The sequence below is a fragment of the Methylobacterium sp. ARG-1 genome (genome assembly GCF_001262595.1).
Classification (GTDB): Bacteria; Pseudomonadota; Alphaproteobacteria; order Rhizobiales; family Beijerinckiaceae; genus Methylobacterium; species Methylobacterium brachiatum.
Window position 1 is genome coordinate 63729 of the sequence record NZ_LHCD01000040.1, and the last position, 18866, is coordinate 82594.

Consider the following 18866-nt stretch of genomic DNA (forward strand, 5'->3'; position numbering starts at 1 on the left):
TATTCAATAAGCCACTGAATTTACTCGATAATCGATCGTTCAACGGCATTTGGCAAGGCTTGTTCCGGGACAGCCCGGCCGCTAACCCCAGGTCCGGGGATCGCCGGGGCGGTCCCCGATTCGGAAGGCGAGACCGCCATGAGCCCCTATCTTCCCCCCCTCGCGGGCGGCCTGCTGATCGGCCTGTCCGCCGCGATGCTCCTGCTGCTGAACGGCCGGATCGCCGGGATCAGCGGCCTGGTCGCCGGCCTCGCTCGGCCGGGACGCGCGCGCTGGCTCGCCGACGCCGCGTTCCTGCTCGGCCTGATCCTCGGGCCACCGGCCTTCGCGCTGCTGGCCGGACACTGGCCGGAGATGCGGATCGATGCAGCCCTGCCGGTCCTGGCGCTCGCGGGCCTGCTGGTCGGTTTCGGCACCCGGCTCGGATCCGGCTGCACCTCCGGGCACGGGGTGTGCGGGCTCGCGCGGTTGTCGCCGCGCTCGATCGCGGCGGTGCTGGTCTTCCTCGCCACCGGCATGCTGACGGTAGCCGCCATGCGGGAGCTGCCGTGAGCGCCGCCCTGCGCATCCTCGCGGCCCTGGCCGCGGGCCTCACCTTCGGGCTCGGCCTGGCGCTCTCGGGCATGCTCGACCCGGCCCGCGTGCGCGGCTTCCTCGACGTGGCGGGCGCCTGGGATCTCAGTCTGGTCTTCGTCCTCGGGGGGGCCTTGACGGTGTCGGGGCTCGGCTACCTCCTGAGCCAGCGCCTCTCCGGCCCGGTCCTGGATGCCCGGTTCGACCTGCCGGCCCGGCGCCGGATCGATGCCCCGCTGATCGTCGGCGCCGCCCTGTTCGGGATCGGCTGGGGCCTCTCGGGCTTCTGCCCCGGCCCCGCCGTGGCGGCCCTGTCCACGGGGGCGGTTCCGGTCCTCGTTTTCGTCGCCGCGATGCTCATCGGCATGGCGCTGCACGGCCTGCTGCCGACCGCACCGGCGGAAAATCTGCGCGGCGTCGCGCCCCCGGCCTGACCCGGAGCCGTCCGGACCGAGCGTGCCGCGATCGCGAGAGATCCCTCAGAGGCTCTCGATCCAGGTCTGCAGGATCGACAGGGACTCCGGGCCACGATTCGGGCCGAAGCGCTGCACGGCGTCGCTCGGCACGAAGCCGAACCGGCGCTTGAAGGCACGCCGGAAGGTGCGCTCGTCCGTGAAGCCGACCGCGTAGGCGATTTGCGCGACGCGCGCGGGCTGTGCCTCATCCCGGATGAGCATCCGCATCGCGTGCATCAGGCGCCGGTCGCGGATGTAGGTGACGATGCCGTTGGGTGCGAACACCCGGTAGAGGGTCGAGCGCGACAGGCCGAGGCGCGCGCCGATCAGGGCCGGCGAGAGGTTCGGGTTGCCGAGCTCCGCCTCGATGAACCGGCGGACCCGGATCCGCACATCCTGGTGCTGGACGGGGCTCCCCGCCTCCCGGCCGCGCAGCCAGGTCGCGCAGAGCTGGATGATCGCGGACGCCGACGCCAGGGCCTCGCGCTGATCCAGGCGGTCGCCGCAGGCCACGACATTGGCGACGAAGCTGTGGACCAGGCGCCCGAACGGGTCGCCGTCATGGTCCAGCGGGCGGCCGTGCAGGGCGTCGGGATGACAACCCTGCTTCTCCAGCAGGGCGCGGGGGATCACGACGTTCGTGGCATCGACGGCGTCCGCGACGATGCGCACGGGCTGCGCCAGGTCGAACACGATGCACTGGACCTCGCTGACCGGCTCGGCGGCGCGGTCCGTCTCGACCACGCTGCGGCCGCGCCGGTAGAATTGCAGCAGGATGTGATCGAGCCCCTGCTGCCGGATCATCTCCGGAGACCGCTCGAGGATATGCGCCGGCGCGATCACGTCGCCGACCAGCAACTCGCCGAGGTGATAGCTGCGCATCGCGATCGGGACGCTGAGGTCGGTCTCCGGCCCGAAGCTCACCGAGAAGACCGGCGCCAGATGCGCCTGCCAGGCCCGGCCGAGCGCGTCCGGATCCTCGGGCGGCTCGAAGCGCAGGCACGCAATGCCGGCGGCGGGAGCCTCGGGCGCGGCATCACCCGGGCGGGTTACCTCCGCGCCGGCATCGGGCGCGATCGATGCGGCCGGGAGCTGCCGGTGCTCGGCCGGGGCGGCGATGCCGGCGGCGCGGTGATGTCTCATAGTATCAGGCCCGCAATGATCCAGATTCCCGTCGATCTCCACCGGTCTTTCGACCGGTGTGATCGTGACGAATCGAATGAGCACGCCGATTGGCTTCGATTCGCATCGCCACATCTCGGCGGGACCTTTCGGATGGTCTCTCGCCCCGGTTGATCCGGATCAAGAGCGCGCATCACCCGGCCCCGCTGCATGCAGTATGTCTCAAAAGGGGTGAAGGAAGTGCCAAATCGCGCGCGCGCCGCATCCTGTGGCCGGGACGTCATAGCCTGTAAAACGTCCGTCTGCTTAAGGCCGGAGCCTTGCCTTTGTCGGGACCGATCGGACGTTCTTCATGTCAGACCAGCATGACCCCATGCGCCATACGGGTGAACGCGGCGGCTCTGTCACGCGAGCGGACCGCGTCGGAAGCCGGCGTAGCCGGGCGCAACGCGGCCTCCTGCTCGGTTGCTCGCTGGCCGCTCTCACGGCGGCGCTGGGGCCGGCGGCGGCGCAAAGCGTGGCGAGACGCCCGCCCTCGTTCCTGGGCCTGACGGCGTCGGATTTCGATACACCCGAGTACCGGGCCGATTGGGGCCTGGCCCAGATCAACGCCGCGACCGCCTATGCGCGCGGCTTTACCGGCGCTGGGGTGCTGGTGGCGGTGGTCGATACCGGCATCGACCCGAACCATCCTGAATTCCGCAATCTCTCAAAGCCCGGACTCACGCGGATCTCTCAGGGCTCGGCCGATGCCTATATCTGGAATCCGGAATTCGGCAGTCCGGCCTTCCCCATCCCTGCGCTGACCGACCGGGACGGCCACGGCACGCACGTGTCAGGAACGATCGGCGCTGCCCGCGACGGTGTCGGGATGATGGGCGTCGCTTATGACAGCACGATTCTCACCCTACGAGCGATCGTGGGCACTGACGATGCCAGCACTTATGCTGGCAAACTCGGTGGCGACACCAGCGCCGCCATCGAGCATGCGACTGCGCAAGGCGCCCGCGTCCTGAATGGCAGCTACGGGCCCAATTCACCGCCCCCGTACATCAAGGATGAATTTGGTAACTGGATCAAAAATCCGGCCTACAGAGTATTTTCAATCCAATCATATGGATATTCCCACGAAAAATCAGAGTACGACGCTATCAAGCAGGCCGTCGACAGCGGCATGCTTCTGGTCTTTGCGGCCGGAAATGATCGGCGGGTGCAGCCGGTCACGTCGGTAAACCCAAGCGGTTCGGCCCTCTATCCATACATACGACCCGGCAACGCGAGAAGCGGTGTCTACCAATTCCTAGACGATGAGGGTCGAGCTATTTCCGATCAAAGCGGAATCGATTTCTCCGGCGTTGCCGGATCGATCGTTTCTGTCGTCGCCACCGATAGCAAAAACAAGATCGCTAACTTCAGCAACTGGTGCGGCGTTACGGCGGCGTGGTGCATCGCGGCACCTGGCGTTGACATCTATTCGACCGTACAGGTCGGAAAAGGCTTCAGCGGATTCGATCCCGACGGCAACAAAATCTACAACGGCTCGAATTACGGTCCTCTTGGGGGCACCTCAATGGCGGCACCGCACGTTGCGGGTGCGGCCGCGGTTCTGCGTCAAGCGTTCCCGTTCCTGACGGCGCCGCAGATCGCCCAGACGATGTTCACCACCGCCACCCCGATCGGGCCGGCCTACATCTACGGCTGGGGCCTGCTCAACCTCGGCAAGGCGATCGACGGACCGGGCCAGTTCACCTCCACCTGGACGGTCAACACCACCTACAAGGGCCAAGCCTATTACGGCCGCTTCGCCAACGACATCTCCGGACCCGGCGGCCTGATCAAGACCGGCGCCGGCATCCTCGATCTCATCGGCAACAATACTTACGCCGGCGGCACAACCATCAACGGCGGCGTGCTCGGAATCCTGGCCGACCGCAACCTGGGCGCCGCGAGCGGCGGGCTGGCCTTCGGCGGCGGCACCCTCGAAGTCCTGGCTGACGGCTTCGCCACCGCCCGGCCGGTGACCCTCAACAGCACCGGTACGCTCCAGATCGATACGGGCACATCCAGCTTCGCGGGCGTGTTCGCGGACGGGGCCGGGCCGGGTTCGCTCATCAAGACCGGGCCGGGCACCGCCAGCCTGTCGGCGGCCAACACCTATACGGGCAGCACCGTGGTGGCGGCGGGCACGCTGGCGCTGACGGCGACCGGCAGCCTCGTCTCGCCGATCACCGTCGGCACGGCCGGCAGCTTCGTGAATGCCGGCACCGCCTCGGGCGGCCTGGTCAATGTCGGCTTCACGGCCAACAGCGGCACCCTCGCGGGCGGCGTGATCAATGCCGGCGTGCTCGCCAGCAGCGGAGCGATCTCCGGCGGGCTGGCCAATGCCGGCTCCACTCTCAACAGCGGCACCGTTGCCGGTGGCGTCATCAATGTCGGCACCCTGGCCTCCAGCGGCAGCCTCTCCGGCGGACTGACCAATGCCGGCTACACCGCCAACACCGGCGCGATCGGTGGCGGCGTCACCAATACCGGCACCATGGCCTCCAGCGGCACCCTCTCCGGCGGGGTCGCCAACGCCGGCACCCTGACTACCAGCGGCACCCTCTCCGGCGGCGTGACCAACACCGGCACCCTGGTCGCCAGCGCCGGCCGGGTCGACGGTGCGATCCGGAACGCCGGCACCGTCGCGGTCACCGGAACGGTCGCCAGCGACGGCACCTTCGCCAACGCCGCCGGCGCCACCCTGAATGTGGTGGCGAGCGGCGCCTACGGCCTGGCCGGCGCGCTCAGCAACGCCGGCACCGTCGCGGTCGCCTCCGGGGCCAGCCTATCGGCCGCCGAGATCGGCAATGCCGGCCTCCTGGTCAGCGACGGCACCTTGAACGGCCCTGTGTCCAACGCCGGCACCGCCCGCCTGTCCGGCCGGCTTAACGGCGCCCTGACCAACACCGGCGCCCTGCAGTTCACCGGCCCGGTCTCCGGGATCACCGCCCTCACCACCACCGGCCCGCTCGATCTCGGCGGCGGTGCCTTCACCGTCGCGAACCTGTCCGGATCGGCCACGGCCGTGCTCGGCAACGGGCAGGTCACCGTCGGCGGCTCCGGCCCATCCACCTATGCCGGCGCCATCGTGGATGGGGGCGGCCCCACGACGCTGACCAAGGTCGGTACCGGGACGCTCGACCTCACCGGCTCCGGCCGCTTCTCCGGCCCGACCACGATCCAGCAGGGCACGCTGGCGCTCAACGGGTTCTGGACCTCCCCCGTGACGGTGGCGGCCGCCGGCACCCTGCGCGGCACCGGCACGATCGCGGCCCCGGTGGCGGTGGCCGGCGCCCTGCGGCCGGGCAACTCGCCCGGTACCCTGACAGTGGCCGGCCCGGTGAGTTTCGCCCCCGGCAGCGTGTTCGGGCTCGACATCGACGGGACCGGCACCGGCGTTGGGGCGGGCAACTACGCCCGCCTGCTGGCGGTGGGCCCGAGCGGCGCGGTTGCGGCCAACGGCACTCTGGTGCCGGTGCTGCGCGGGATCACCGGCAATGCCACCAACAACTTCACCGCGAGGCTCGGCCAGCGCTTTTCCGTCTTGGTGGCGCAGGCGGGGCTGAGCGGCTCGTTCAGCGGGCTTACCCAGCCGCCAGCCGGCTTGGCCGCGGCCACCCGCTTCGACGCGCTCTACGGGGCCGCCGGCCTCGACCTTGTTGTGACCCCCGCCGCCTACGGCAACCTCGCGCCCCTGGGCCTGGCCCAGAGCGGCAATGCCCAGGCGGTGGGCGCCGCCCTGGACGTTGCCCGGCCAGCGGCCGGCACCCGGCCCGACGCGGTCCGGGCACGGCTGTTCGACCCGCTCTACGCCGCCGCCCCCGGCACCCTGGCGGGCGGGCTCGCGAGCCTGTCGGGCCAGAGCTACGGCGACGCCGTGATGGCCGACCTCGCGGCGCGCCGGCTGGTCGCCGCCACGATCGACCGGCGGCTGACCTCGGGCGGCGGCAGCGCCAGCTTCAGCGCCGGCGGCGCCGGGCTCGGGCCGAACGGCACCGCGATCGACCTGCGCGGCGCCGCCGGGGGCCCCGACCAGCCGCTGGCCACCGGCGAGGGCCGGATCTGGGCCGACGCGCTGTACGGCTTCGGCAGCCGCGGCGGCGACCGCGCCGCCGGCGGGGCCAATCTCGATGCCGGCGGGCTGCTGCTCGGCGTCGACCGGCAGATCGGGCGCGACACGCTGGTGGGCGGCGCGTTCAGCTACCTGCGCGAGACCGGCGCGTCCCGCGGCGGCGGGGTCGGGTTCGGGCCCGGGTCGTTCACCACGGACAGCTACGGCGGGACGCTCTACGGCAGCACGCGGCTGGGCGCGGTGGTGCTGCGCGGCACGGCCGGGGGCGCCTATGCCGACGGGCGGGTGAACCGGACGGTGGTGCTGGGCTCGGCCCCGATGCGGGCCGGCGGCGCGCCGTCCGGGGGCGATCTCGGCCTGTCGGGCTTTGCCGGCTACGCGATCGCAACCGGCCTGCCGGTGGAACTCGTGCCGGAGCTGGGCTTCAGCTACGACCGGCTGAGCCGGGGCCGGGTGAGCGAGCGCGGCGGCCTGGTCCCGCAGGCCTTCACCACGGCGGCGCTGGACGGGGCGCGGATCCTGGCGGGCGGTCGGCTCGCGAGCGTGGCGGTGGATGGAGCCGCGAGCGTGCGCCTCGACGCCCGGGCGTACTGGGCGCACGAGCTAGCCGATACAGCGGCGGTGGTGCGCTCGAGCCTGTTCGGCGTGCCGTTCTCGACCCGCACCAGCGCGCTGGCGCGGGACGGGGCGGTGCTGGGCGTGAGCGTGTCGGGCCCGGTGGCCGCCGGGGTGTCGCTGTCGGCGAGCTACACCGGCGAGGTCCGCCCCGGCGCCACGGCCCAAGTCTTCTCGGCCGGTCTGCAAGCCGCTTGGTGAGCCGAGCGCCCGGCCGCGGTCGCCCCTGGGTGGCCGTGGCCCGCACGCATGGTGCGAGGTTCGGCGTCTGCAGAGGAGCGGGGGTCGGACCCCGGCCTGTCGGCGGGGACGTGTACCGTCGGCTCCTATTCACTGAGATGCAGAGCGGGCAGCTCGGCGCTTATCGCCGGGCTCGCGGGATGGAGCGGAGCGCTCGGTCCCTTCGGGCTTTGGGCGACCATAGGATCGTCTGTGCGGTCTTGATCGGCGGGAAGCGGTCCCGGGGGGCCAAGCGGTGCTCGCGAGATCGTCGTTGTCGTGCCCTCTGACTGCCACCGGGATGTTGGGGTTCGACGCGAGAGTCTCACGATCCACAGCCCAGCCCGGGTAACGCCGCTCCGCGCCGAGGGAGTTTATCGGCCAGGCGTTGGCGGCGCCGATTGGGGATGGGGGCGCATGGGACCCAGAGCGTGTATCAACGGAACTAAGTACAACTCATAATTGCATTACTGATCGCGGTCGGCGATCATCGGCTCGGACCTACGAGCGAGAGCCGCCGTGCGAGCCATCGAGACCATTCCTCCGGGACATCTTGGCGTCCCGATGCTGCGCGAGGCGATCACCGCCGCAGCGGCCATCGGCTTCCTTGCCGGCGGCGGCGTCCGGATGGTGACAGGTCTCGGCGGCACACAGAATGTCCTGGTGGGCGCTCTCTACCTGCCGCTGGGAGCGATCGCTGCGGCCGTAATGGCCGGGATCGTCTTGAACCTGATCGCCCTGCCTGCCCTGAGCTGGACCCTGCCCGGCCGCAGGCTGCCGGCAAAGGCCTATCGTGTCGCCGGCGCCTTCTCAGGTCTCGTGGCCTTCTTGGGGGCCTTCGTCCAATACGCACCGGCCACCGCGTAGATCCCGGCACCGGCCAGCCGACCTCAGGTGGCGCGGACTGCCGGCGATGAGTTGGCATGGGGATGCGATGTTTCCCGTGAAACATCGCGTTACGCTTTGTCCGTTGAGGTTTCGGTCACGCACGCCGGTTCGCGCATGAAGCCGACGCCCGCTTTCTGAGGCGCTGAGCATAATTCCGCGGCGCCCATACCTTTGGGCGCGTATCGCCCTCGTCCCCACTCGAGCTCGATTGTGAACGCTGCCCGTGTGTCCACGGGCATCGGACCCGGGATCGACTCGGTCAACGCTCAGAACCTGGCAGCCGGCTCGACGATCGGAGCGGTACAAACGTCACCGCATCGCTGCACGACCGCGGGGATCGCCTGCGAGGCGCCCATCCACGTCAAGCGACGGAGCGCGATGAGCACGACCGTCCGGCTCGTCAAGCACCGACATGGTCTGCCGCACCACGCCCCTCACCCGAACCACGCGGGCGCGATGGCTGCCCGTCGTGAACAGGCCAGTATCGCCTCCGCCGGGCTTGCGCGAACGTCGTCCGGCTGATCGAACGCCCCCGAAACCCTCGGGGATGCATCTCGACCATGCCACCGACCTCAAGCCCGCTGCGCCTCGCAATCGTGGGGGGCGGCTTCACCGGCGCCGTGCTGGCGATCCATGCGGTACGCGCATCGACGGGCCCCCTCGACATCGTCGTTCTCGAGCCCCGGTTTGAGCTCGGGCGCGGCGTGGCCTACAGCACCCAAGATCCCAATCACCGCATCAACGTGCCCAGCGACCGGCTGGATATCGTTGCCGGCGAGACCGGGACCGCCACCGCATGGCTGCACGCGCAGGGCATCCTGCCCGATCCGGCATGCGAGGACGGCACGGGAGCCTACGTGCCGCGGGCGGACTACGGGGCCTATATCGGCGCCGTCCTGGCCGAAACCCTGGCGGCAGCCTCGGACCGCGTGCGCCTGTCCCATCTGCGCACGACGGCCACGGAGGTCCGGGGAGAGGTCGGAGCCTGGCAGATCCTGACACGATCTGGCGAGCGCCTCTTGGCCGACCGCGTCGCCCTGTGCTTCGGTCACGCGGTGCCCGCCCTGCCCTGCCCCCTCGGTCCGGGCGTTGCGGAATCCGGCCGCCTCGTCGCCGATCCCTGGGCAGCCGATGCGCTTGCCGAGATCGGGCCAGAGGCTTCCGTGCTGGTGGTCGGCACCGGGCTGACCATGGCGGACGTGGTGACGAGCCTCGGCGCTGGCCGTCATCGGGGGCCGATCACCGCGATCTCCCGGCGGGGCCTGCTGCCGAAGGCTCACGGACTCTTCAGGACGGATCTGGACGTGGTCGGAACGCATCCGCCCGCCACCGCTCTGGACCTGCTCCGGCTCGTCCGGCGGCAGATCGCGTCGGTCGATCCCGTCCTGGGCTGGCACCCGGTGGTGGATTCCCTGCGCACGGCCTTGCCCGATCTGTGGTCGAGCCTGCCGGCTGCCGAGAAGCGGCGCGTCGTACGTCGCCTTCTGCCGTTCTGGGAGGTCCATCGCTTCCGCATCGCGCCGCAGATCGCGGCGGCGTTGACGGAAGCACGGGCGGCGGGGCGCCTTCTCGTCGAACGGGCAGCCGTCACCGGCCTGGAACTCGGCGCGGATGGGCGGATCGCGGCGCAGTTGCGGCGCGGCCGCGGGGAGACGGAGCGCCGGTCGTTCGACGCGGTGGTGCTGTGTACCGGGCCGGAGCGCGATGTCTCGCGCAACCCGCTGGTCGCCGCCCTGCTGGCGGACGGGACCGCCAGCCTCGACGCGGTCGGTCTCGGCCTCGCCGTCGATCGCCGCAGCCACGTGCTCGACAGGCACGGCCGGCCCCGGCCCGGGCTCTACGCCTTCGGGCCGATGACGCGGGGCAGCTTCGGCGAGATGACGGGGGCCCCGGACATCGCCCAGCATATCGAGCGGACGGTGGGGGATCTGCTTGCCGAGCCGATTTGAGGAACGGCCGGCAGCCGGCGTCCCGACTTCGGTCAGGCGTCCGTGCCGGCCTGTCGGAGGGCGGCGGCGGCCTTCACGATCGAAAGGACACCGGAGCGCGTCGTCTGGTCCGTGATGGACCGGAAGGCCGCCACGAGGTCCATGATCTCGGGATCGTCGAACAGGCCCTGGATGGGCTCGGCGCCCGTATCCTCCGGCGACTTGTCCGCGAAGAATGCCTCGACCGGGACCTTGAGCTGGTCCGCGATCATCTGCAGGCGGCTGGCGCCGACGCGGTTGCGGCCCTTCTCGTATTTCTGCACCTGCTGAAAGCTGACGCCGATGGCGTGACCCAGCGTGGTCTGGCTTAGACCCTGTGCGGCCCGGAGTGCCGCAATACGGCTCCCGATCGCGCGATCGGCTTCGGTCGCGAGCTTGGGCTTGGTCACGGTCGTCATATCGGAACAGTCTTTCACGGCGTGCGGCCGAGGTCGGCCGCGATCCACGGGCTGCTTAACTGCATCGCGCACGATTGAGTTTCGCACCACCATGCAACCCTCGCTTGTGCCAGCCGCATATCTTGGCTGTATCGACCCGGGACAGTCACCGCGTCAACGCGTCGTAGCCGGAACGAACGCGTGATCGTGAACCACAGGACCACATCACCAAGCCAGTTCAGTGCCGATTCCGTATTCTGCTAATCCGGTGTGGTTAACAGAATCTTCCCATACCCACAGCGCAAAATGTGGCCCCCAGGTGACCCAATCCCGACCGTCGAAGGCCCCTCCCCTTCGCAGGAAGCCGCTCGGTCGGACACAACTTGGAATGAGTCCAAGTTATATTAGAATAGCTCCACAACATAGCTGTTGCCTCAACTAATACTCTGGTGCCAACACGATCACGGCGGCGTGAGGCTGCCGTTTTCGTAGAGAGCACGGGCGGCTCCGTGCTTGTCTTAGAGGCGTCAAGATGAACCGGTCCCGGGCTGAAGCGACCTGGAACGCAATCGAACGGTCGCTGGCCGGATCCCTGTATCTCGCGTTGCTCTCGACGACCTGTACGGTCATCGCGCCGGGCGCGGCTGCAGCACAGGCCGCGGCGACCACCGATATCGAGCTGTCCGAATTGAGCGTGACGGGTGAGGGTCACAGCCGGTCTCTCAACGGCGACCTGTACGGCGCCGGCGGCGCGGTCGGCCCGGTCCCCGGCTACGTCGCCAGCCGCAGCACGGTCGGCACGAAGACCGACACCCCGATCCTGGAGACGGCGCAATCCGTCTCGGTCGTCGGCCGCCAGCAGATCCAGGACCAGAACGCGCTGACGGTCACCCAGGCGCTGCGCTACACGCCGGGCGTCTTCGCCGAGTCGCGCGGCGGTGCCGGCTCGACGCGCCTGGAACTGTTCAACATCCGCGGCTTCGCGGCCCCGGTCTTCCTGGATCAGATGGCGGTCATCGGCGGGCGCGACGCCAACACGTCGATCGACGTCTACCGTCTCGAGCGGATCGATATCATCAAGGGGCCGGCCTCGGTGTTGTACGGGCAGTCCGGCCCGGGCGGCATCGTCAACCTGGTCTCGAAGGTGCCGCAATTCGTCCACCACGGCGAGGTCTTCATCCAGGGCGGCGGGTTCAACGAGGTCCGGAGCGGTTTCGACATCGGCGGCCCGATCGCGTCGGACATCCCGGGCCTGGCCGACCAGTTCGCCTACCGGGTGATCGGGCTCGGCTGGAACGGCGACGGGCCAGCGGTGACCACCAAGGTCGAGCGGGCCTTCATCACGCCGAGCATCACCTGGCGCCCGTCCACCGACACGTCGCTCACCCTGATCGGCAATTACCAGCGCGATCCGTTCTCGGGCTTCTACGGCGGCTTCCCGGCGGTGGGGACCGTGTTCGCGCGTAATTTCGGCAGCGGGCTGTTCGGGCGGCTGCCGGTGAATTTCTACGACGGCGATCGCAACATCGAGCGTTCCGACCGGACCCAGGCCTCGATCGAGTACCTGTTCGACCAGCGTATCGGCGAGAACCTACGGTTCCACTCGGCCGGACGCTACCTGCGTACCCAGGGCGATTACCGCAGCGTCTACGGCGCCTTCAACGACCGGAACGGCCCGACCGCCAGCGGCCCGCTCCTGGCACGGTCAATCATCGGCACCAACGTGGCGGCCGAAGCCTACACGATGGACAACAACTTCATCGCCGAGTTCGATACCGGGTTCATCGCGCACACGGCCCTGCTGGGCGTCGATCACCGGACCTTCAGCACCCGCACCAGCGGCACCCCGTTCCCGAGTGCCCCGGACCTCAACATCCTGGCGCCGAACTATACCATGAACATCCCCTTCCCGGCATTCAACACCACCTCGCGGGTCGATGCCCAGCAGACCGGCGTGTACTTTCAGGATCAGGCGAAGTTCGATCGCGTCGTGCTGACGCTCGGCGGCCGCTACGACGTCGCCCGCCAGACCGGCCCGACCCGCAGCTTCTCCGGAAACACCAGCACCTTGACGCTCCAGGATGCGCCCTCCGACGCCCTGACCTATCGTGCGAGCCTGCTGTACCAGTTCGACAGCGGCGTGGCGCCGTACGTGTCCTACAGCCAGGCCTTCGAGCCGATCGTGAGCGGGCGCGTGTTCGACAGCGCCTTCGGGTCGGTGGGCCGCGTGCCCGACCCGATCCGCAGCGACCAGTACGAGGCCGGCATCAAGTATCAGCCGCCGGGCACCGATATCCTGCTGACCGCCGCGGTCTTCGATATCCGCCAGTCGAACCGGACCTCCGCGGATCCCCTGCGCCAGGGCTTCGTGGTCCAGACCGGCGAAGTCGGCGCCCAGGGCGTCGAGTTCGAGGCGCGGGCCAACCTGGCCGAGGGCCTGACGCTGATAGGCGGCGTCTCGCTCCTCGACATCCGCAACGTGCGGGATAGCGGCAGCACGGCGAACGACCTCACTCGGCTGTCGGTGCCGCTCCAGGGGCGGCGCCCAGTGCAGGTGCCGGACACGACGATCTCGCTGCTGGCGAACTACCGCTTTACCGACGGCCCGCTACTGGGCCTCGGGATCGGTGGCGGTGTGCGCTACCTCGGCCCGTCCTGGGGCGATCCGGCCAATACCTTCCAAGTGCCGGAGAGCGTGGTCGTCGACGCGGTCGCATCCTACGACATGCGGCACCTCGCGCCGAGCCTGGCCGGCCTCACGGCGGAGCTGAACGTCAACAACCTCTTGGACGAGCGCTTCGTCTCGAGTTGCCTCTCCTACTCGGCCTGCTTCTACGGTCTGCCGCGCACGGTCTACGGAACCCTGCGCTACCGCTGGTAAGGGTCGACCGATGCGCAACAGCTTCCGGCAGTCGATGGCGTGGCTGCATGCCTGGTCCGGGCTGATCGTCGGTTGGGTGCTGTTCGCGGTCTTCGTCACCGGGACCGCGAGCTATTACCGGCCCGAGATCTCGCGCTGGATGCGGCCCGAACTCCAGGCCGGGACCGTGCGCGGCCCCGACGCGACGGCCGCCGCGGTGGAGCGCGGCGTCGCCTACCTGCAGGCGCAGGCGGGAGGCGCGCGGTCATGGTTCATCACGCCGCCCCGCCCGGACCTGCCCCTGCTCGAACTGTTCTGGCGGACAGGGCCGGGCCAGCCGCCGAGCCACGTCTTCCTCGATCCGGAGACCGGAGCGCCGGCCGCCCTGCGCGAGACACGCGGCGGCGATTTCCTCTACCGGTTCCACTTCGAGCTGAACATGGCGCCCCTCTGGGGCCGCTGGATCGTCGGCATCTGCGCGATGATCATGCTGGTGGCGCTGATCTCGGGGATCATCACCCACCGGCGGATCTTTGCCGACTTCTTCACCTTCCGCCGGGACAAGTCCGCCCAGCGCGGCTGGCTCGACGCCCACAACGTCACGGGCGTGCTCGCCCTGCCGTTCCACCTAATGATCACCTATACAGGGCTGGTCACCCTGTCGCTCATGTACATGCCCTGGGGCATGACCGCGGCCTATCGGGGCGACACGCAGCGTTTCTTCGCCGAGGCCGGCCAGATCACGGCGCCGCGCCCCCCGGCGGGCCGGCCGGGCACCCTGGCACCTGTCGGCCCGATGGTGCGGCGCGCGCAGGAGACGATCCACGAGCCCCTGGAGCGGATCTCGATCGTCAACCCGAAGGACGCGAACGCCACCGTGGTGGTCGTGTTCGAGGAGCCGCACGGGCTGTCGCACGAGCACCCGCAGGTCGCCTTCGACGGCACCACGGGGGGCGTCGTGGAGGTCCGGGCCGGTGGGCTGAAGCCGGCGGCCAAGACCTTCACCACGATGGTCGGCCTGCACGAGGCGCATTTCGCCGGGCCGGGCTTACGCATCCTGTTCTTCCTGTGTGGGCTCGCGGGCAGCGCCATGGTGGCCACGGGCCTGCTGCTGTGGTCGGTGGCGCGCCTGCCCAAAACGACCGCGGCCGGGAGCGCGCCGCATCTGGGTTTGCGCCTCGTCCAGGGCCTCAACATCGCGACGATCGCCGGGCTGCCGGCAGCCATCGCGGCCTATTTCCTGGCCAACCGGATCCTCCCGGTGGGGATGCCCGACCGGGCGCTCTGGGAGATCCGCGGGTTCTTTGCGGTCTGGGTGCTGATCGCCGCGGTCGGCCTGCTGCGTCCGCAGCGGCGGGCCTGGCCCGAGGTGCTGATCGCGGGTGCCGCCCTATACGCGGCGGCCGCCGTGGCCGATGGCTGGCGGATGCAGCGGGCCTACGGCGCCGGCGATCCGGTGGATCCGCTCTTCGTCGGGGTCGATCTCGTCCTGCTGGGCCTGGCGGCGCTCCTGCTCTTCGCCGCCGGCAAGGCCGCCCGCTACGACGGCAGCCGGCCGTCGCGCGCCCGCAGCGCCAACCGGCAGGCCTTCAGCGGCACGGCCGCCGAGTAGGTGCCGTGAAGCGGGTTCGGCGACCGCCCAGGCACGCAGCTCAACCGCGCTCGGACCCCGCGGGGAAGCGACGCGCGAACCAGTCGCGCAGGACCTGACGCTCGTAATACAGACCGCCGGTGGAGAAGCGCGGGTTCGCGGTCAGCAGGAAATTGATGTCGGTGACCGTATCCTCGCCCTGCGCGACGACACGGCCGCCCCGGCGCAACGTGTAGGCCAGGCGGATCCGCGGCGGCGTGGCGTCGGTCACGACGCGGACGCCCGTCGGCGACGCGAAACCGGGGCGGTCGAACCCGGCGAGATCGATATCGAGGATTGTGATGTCGAGGCGCTCGTCCGGCCGGAGACGGGCATTGCCGAGATCGACCAGGATCCGGGTCAGCTCGGCCAGCGTGACCCGAAGCGGCTGCCCGGAGGCGAAGCGATTCTCGGCATCCGTGAAGCGTTCCGGCGCCGCGTAGCGGACCTGGACCTCCGCGGCCGCCGGTCCGGCCGCCAGGAGCACCGTCAGGACGAGGCCGGCCCTGCCTGCACCGCGCTTGCTCATATCGCTCTCACAATCTTGCCTATCGCGACGCACGGTTGCGGCAGTGTGTCGCCGCGCCACCCTCCGGATCGCCGGGATCGGTGCGGGCGAGCCCTGCGCAACAGGGAAAACCCCTTGAGCGGCCGTCTGTTTCCGCGACACGGAGGGTGATCGGCCGGCTGCGCATGACTGCAATCGAGGGCTGAAGCGTCCATAGTCTCGCCGCGTTCCGGGCGCCAGCTGGGGTCATCAGCCCGCGAGGGCAGCCCTTCATGGGAGCGCGCACCGCTTGCTCAACTCTTTCTTGGCAATCCTCACCGTTATCGCGGTCCTGGCAGTCACGGCGCTGTTCAAGCTGCCGCTCCTGCCGTTCCGACTGGCCGGCCGTCTGCTGCGGGGTCGTCCGGCGGTCGCCTGATCGGGCCGCCCGACCGGATCATCCCGCCGCGTCGATGACGAATTCCATCCCGCGACCCGGCCCCTGATCGGCATAGTCGACCAGGGCCAGGCCGCGCTCGGCCAAGGTCGCCTCGACGATCCCCCGCTCCTTGCGGACCATCTGGCCGACCGCCAGCGGCGTGAGGCGCGGACTCACCCGCCGCAGCTGATCGACCCCGATATTGGCCGGCGTGCCGTCGCCCTCGGCGATCCGGGCGAGCGCGAGGCCCAGATCCTTCGCCTTGGTCTCCGCGGCGGATTTCGGCTTGAACGCCATCTTGTCTCTCCTCGTATTCGGGGGCCGTCGCGCTTCACGCGGCCTGCACATCCACGTTCACGTCGACGAACGCCCGGATCCAGACGCGACGCCCCTTGGCGTCGTAGACCTCGACCTGCCAGCCCGACCAGTCGAACCGCTCGACCCGCTCCATGAGCCCGAGCGCGACCCGCTCGGCATGGACGCGCATCTGCGCCGTCGTCGGCAGACGCTTGCCCTTGAGGTCGGTCACCAGCTCATGCCCGTCCGTGCAGTGGAAGCGGTAGAGCTTCGTCGGCATCGGCCGTTCCTCGATCAATCGACAGCCCTCCGGTTCCGTTCAAGGCCGCGGCATCGAGACAGCTGGCCGCCCGACCGCGCACCTATGTTCACTTTATGTTCTACACATAGGCAGCACGCGATGCATCCACAACCGCACGCATGGGCTGTGGAGATCGACCTTGCCTCGTCAGCGCAACCCGCGGAAGGCGGCGGCCGGACGATCGCGGCCCGGCTGAATGCGCCGGCCCTCCGCAATCGGGAATGGGTCGAGGACGTGCTCGGCATCACGCTCAGGCGCGAGAGCGAGGGTCCGTTCACACGAGAGTCGGGGCCGAGCTTCCAGCTCGACGGGCTCCGCGTGACCGCGGTCGATGATCGTGCGCCGACCGCCGCGAACCCGGAAGTCTGTCCTCTTCTCGCGCTCGACCGCGAACTCCCGCGATGCATCACCCTCGACGCGATCGGGACGGCCTTCCCGGAGGCCCGGATCACCGCCATGCCGTGCGGATCGCTGGCGAGCGGACCGACCTGTCGGTCGCGTCCGGGGGCGGGGAAACGCTCGTTCGGCATCGCCGCGGACGAGCTGGAATGTCTGAACACGCTTGTCTTCACCGGCAAACCGTCGCCTTGACCGCCGGGGCGGACAGGCGCTCCGACGTGTGCCGATCCCGCCGGCGGGCGCGGCTTCGAGCCAGCGCCTGCCCGGTCGGAGATGAGCCCCGCTCAGGCGGCCTCGCCCTTCCGCTTGGCCATGGCGCCGGGCTGCCCCAACCCGATCGCCTTGGCGAGGGCGGAACGCTGCTCGGCGTAGCTCGGGGCGACCATCGGATAGTCGGCCGGCAGGCCGTAGCGCTCGCGGTAGCTCTGCGGGCTCAGGCCATTGGCGGCCAGATGGCGCTTCAGCGTCTTGTAGGTCTTGCCGTCGATGAAGCTGACGATCCCGTCTTGCTGCACCGACTTGCGGATCTGGGCCGGGCTCGGCTTGTCGACGGCCGGCGCGGCGGCCCCGCTCTCGACCGGCGCCGTGCCGGACGCCAGGCTGGTGATCGCACCGTAGATGCGCGCGATCAGCGCCGGCAGCTCGGATGCCGGGACCGGATTGTTCGCCACGTAGGCGGCGACGAGATCAACCGCCAACTCGGTGAAGTTGGAAGATTTCCCATAGGATGTCTCGTTCATATTGGCCCCTTCAGATCGTGCAGCATCCCCTTGTTGTTTCGGACCGACTAAGGATTCAACACACCAAATCCGGCTTTCAACGCTATTCTGTTGGCAGGTTCAGCGTCCTTAGCAGCGCCACAATCGGAACGTTAGCCGCGGGATCGCCGGCTCTGCTCGGCGACACCCTACCATTTGGGATGCCTGAACGAGAAACGGCCGGGACATAGGTCCCGGCCGTCGCGTGGAGCCTAAAGGGCTCCGGATTGTGTCGGGTCGCGCAGCGACCGATCAGAGGCTCGTGGTGCCCGGATAAGCCCGGACGCGGCTCCGACCGTCGGTCGGGCCGGTGATGGCGGTACCGGCAGCGGGGGCCGGAGCCTCCCAACCATCCGCACGCCACGCACTGGTCTTCTGGTCGAGATCGACTGAGCCGTGCTCCTCGAGGACGTCCATGACCATCGGTACCATCGTGGTGCGCGCATCGTCGACGCGGACGGTGACGAGCGTCCCGCCCCGGCGTACGCCTTCACCGTAGGCGTGCGCGTCCGTCTCGCTGACGCCGGCCCCGGCCAGGGCTCCGCCCAGGCCGCCCGCGGCGGCGCCGATCCCGGCGCCCGTCAGGGTGGCGACGAGCCAGCCCGCGGCCACGACCGGGCCGACACCGGGGATCGCGATCAGGCCGAGGCCGGCCAGGAGGCCGGCTGCGCCGCCGACCACGGTGCCGAGCGTGGCGCCGGTGCCGGTGCCGTCCTTGGCCTTCTCCTTGGTGTCGTCGCTGACATGCGTTCCGTCGGTGGCGGTGCGGCCGGCATGACGGTCGCCCTCGTTGTTGCTGACGATGCTGATGTCGCCATGCGGAATGCCGCCCGCCTCAAGCTTGCTGACGGCGTTGCTGGCATCCTCGTAACGGTCGTAGAGGGCCGTGATGGTTTGCTGAGCCATAAGAATTCTCCTGGGTGAAGGTCGTGAGGATCAGGGGATCACTGCGCCGCCACGTTGCCCTTGAAATCGAGGCCCACGTTGACCTGCTTGCCGCCCTGCATGGCGGTGCCGCGCCAGATGCCGTCGCCGTCCTTCTTGAGGTTCTTGGCGTCCGTGAAGCCAGACTTCTCGAGCCGCGAACGCGCCTCGCCCTCGGTGAAGCTGTTGGCGCCCTTCTCCAGCTGGACGTTGGCATGGGCTGCAGTCGTGCCGCCGTTGGGGGCCATCTTGTCGGTGTTCGGACGGGTGACGCTCTCCTGGCCACCCGATTGTTGGCTGGTCTTCGCGTCAGGAGCAGCCGGCGTCCCGGTCACGGTGGTCTGCGCGAGGGCGCTCGAGCCGAACAGCGTAGCAATGGCGAGGACGGCGAGGGGGGTACGCATGATGGTCTCCGTGGAT

General features: G+C 69.5%; 17 protein-coding genes. 9 read left to right on the plus strand and 8 right to left on the minus strand.

Annotation, left to right across the window (positions count from 1 at the left end; genetic code table 11):
• Positions 1 to 138 precede the first annotated feature (138 nt).
• Together AKJ13_RS26165 and AKJ13_RS26170 are read left to right on the plus strand one after the other, a co-directional pair.
• The gene (locus AKJ13_RS26165; protein WP_050735941.1) at positions 139 to 552 is read left to right on the plus strand and encodes a YeeE/YedE family protein; all 414 of its coding nucleotides are present in this window, start codon (positions 139 to 141) and stop codon (positions 550 to 552) included.
• A complete protein-coding gene (locus AKJ13_RS26170) occupies positions 549 to 1007 on the plus strand; it encodes a DUF6691 family protein (RefSeq protein WP_050735942.1) in 459 nt (152 codons plus the stop codon). Before AKJ13_RS26165 ends, AKJ13_RS26170 begins: the two co-directional genes overlap by 4 nt.
• 45 nt (positions 1008 to 1052) lie before the next feature.
• Here the strand turns inward: AKJ13_RS26170 and AKJ13_RS26175 are convergent, their stop codons facing one another.
• Positions 1053 to 2171, minus strand: a complete 1119-nt coding sequence (locus AKJ13_RS26175) for a helix-turn-helix domain-containing protein (RefSeq protein ID WP_244471737.1) — start codon at positions 2169 to 2171, stop codon at positions 1053 to 1055.
• A gap of 352 nt (positions 2172 to 2523) precedes the next feature.
• Here AKJ13_RS26175 and AKJ13_RS33185 point away from each other — a divergent pair, with 352 nt between their 5' ends.
• From AKJ13_RS33185 to AKJ13_RS26190, 3 genes are all read left to right on the plus strand, one after another.
• The gene (locus AKJ13_RS33185; RefSeq protein WP_280137131.1) at positions 2524 to 7080 is read left to right on the plus strand and encodes a S8 family serine peptidase; all 4557 of its coding nucleotides are present in this window, start codon (positions 2524 to 2526) and stop codon (positions 7078 to 7080) included.
• A gap of 582 nt (positions 7081 to 7662) precedes the next feature.
• Entirely contained in the window at positions 7663 to 7965 is a 303-nt protein-coding gene (locus tag AKJ13_RS26185) for a hypothetical protein (RefSeq protein WP_050735944.1), read from the plus strand.
• A gap of 581 nt (positions 7966 to 8546) precedes the next feature.
• Positions 8547 to 9935, plus strand: coding sequence for an FAD/NAD(P)-binding protein (locus AKJ13_RS26190; RefSeq protein WP_050735945.1), 1389 nt, complete (start codon positions 8547 to 8549; stop codon positions 9933 to 9935).
• Positions 9936 to 9967: 32 nt separating this feature from the next.
• Here the strand turns inward: AKJ13_RS26190 and AKJ13_RS26195 are convergent, their stop codons facing one another.
• Positions 9968 to 10372, minus strand: coding sequence for a helix-turn-helix transcriptional regulator (locus tag AKJ13_RS26195; RefSeq protein ID WP_050735946.1), 405 nt, complete (start codon positions 10370 to 10372; stop codon positions 9968 to 9970).
• Positions 10373 to 10883: 511 nt separating this feature from the next.
• On the opposite strand from AKJ13_RS26195, the gene AKJ13_RS26200 reads away from it, so the two are divergent.
• Both AKJ13_RS26200 and AKJ13_RS26205 read left to right on the plus strand, forming a co-directional pair.
• Positions 10884 to 13232, plus strand: a complete 2349-nt coding sequence (locus AKJ13_RS26200; protein WP_050735947.1) for a TonB-dependent siderophore receptor — start codon at positions 10884 to 10886, stop codon at positions 13230 to 13232.
• Between the two features lie 10 nt (positions 13233 to 13242).
• Positions 13243 to 14823 (plus strand): PepSY-associated TM helix domain-containing protein, encoded by a 1581-nt coding sequence (locus AKJ13_RS26205; protein ID WP_064774674.1) that lies wholly within the window; start codon positions 13243 to 13245, stop codon positions 14821 to 14823.
• A 40-nt stretch (positions 14824 to 14863) separates the two neighbouring features.
• Here AKJ13_RS26205 and AKJ13_RS26210 read toward each other — a convergent pair whose 3' ends face one another.
• Entirely contained in the window at positions 14864 to 15370 is a 507-nt protein-coding gene (locus AKJ13_RS26210; protein ID WP_050735972.1) for a DUF3016 domain-containing protein, read from the minus strand.
• 268 nt (positions 15371 to 15638) lie between these two features.
• On the opposite strand from AKJ13_RS26210, the gene AKJ13_RS33190 reads away from it, so the two are divergent.
• A complete protein-coding gene (locus tag AKJ13_RS33190; protein WP_007565428.1) occupies positions 15639 to 15767 on the plus strand; it encodes a hypothetical protein in 129 nt (42 codons plus the stop codon).
• A gap of 18 nt (positions 15768 to 15785) precedes the next feature.
• Here the strand turns inward: AKJ13_RS33190 and AKJ13_RS26215 are convergent, their stop codons facing one another.
• Both AKJ13_RS26215 and AKJ13_RS26220 read right to left on the minus strand, forming a co-directional pair.
• Positions 15786 to 16064, minus strand: coding sequence for a hypothetical protein (locus AKJ13_RS26215; RefSeq protein ID WP_007565430.1), 279 nt, complete (start codon positions 16062 to 16064; stop codon positions 15786 to 15788).
• 34 nt (positions 16065 to 16098) lie between these two features.
• Positions 16099 to 16344, minus strand: a complete 246-nt coding sequence (locus tag AKJ13_RS26220) for a hypothetical protein (RefSeq protein WP_007565432.1) — start codon at positions 16342 to 16344, stop codon at positions 16099 to 16101.
• A 147-nt stretch (positions 16345 to 16491) separates the two neighbouring features.
• On the opposite strand from AKJ13_RS26220, the gene AKJ13_RS26225 reads away from it, so the two are divergent.
• Positions 16492 to 16956, plus strand: coding sequence for a hypothetical protein (locus AKJ13_RS26225; RefSeq protein WP_050735948.1), 465 nt, complete (start codon positions 16492 to 16494; stop codon positions 16954 to 16956).
• A gap of 92 nt (positions 16957 to 17048) precedes the next feature.
• Here the strand turns inward: AKJ13_RS26225 and AKJ13_RS26230 are convergent, their stop codons facing one another.
• From AKJ13_RS26230 to AKJ13_RS26240, 3 genes are all read right to left on the minus strand, one after another.
• Positions 17049 to 17504, minus strand: a complete 456-nt coding sequence (locus AKJ13_RS26230) for a MucR family transcriptional regulator (protein WP_050735949.1) — start codon at positions 17502 to 17504, stop codon at positions 17049 to 17051.
• Between the two features lie 270 nt (positions 17505 to 17774).
• The gene (locus AKJ13_RS26235; protein WP_007565436.1) at positions 17775 to 18428 is read right to left on the minus strand and encodes a hypothetical protein; all 654 of its coding nucleotides are present in this window, start codon (positions 18426 to 18428) and stop codon (positions 17775 to 17777) included.
• Positions 18429 to 18466: 38 nt separating this feature from the next.
• Complete coding sequence (locus AKJ13_RS26240; RefSeq protein ID WP_007565437.1) at positions 18467 to 18850, minus strand: hypothetical protein; 384 nt, start codon at positions 18848 to 18850, stop codon at positions 18467 to 18469.
• Positions 18851 to 18866: the final 16 nt, after the last annotated feature.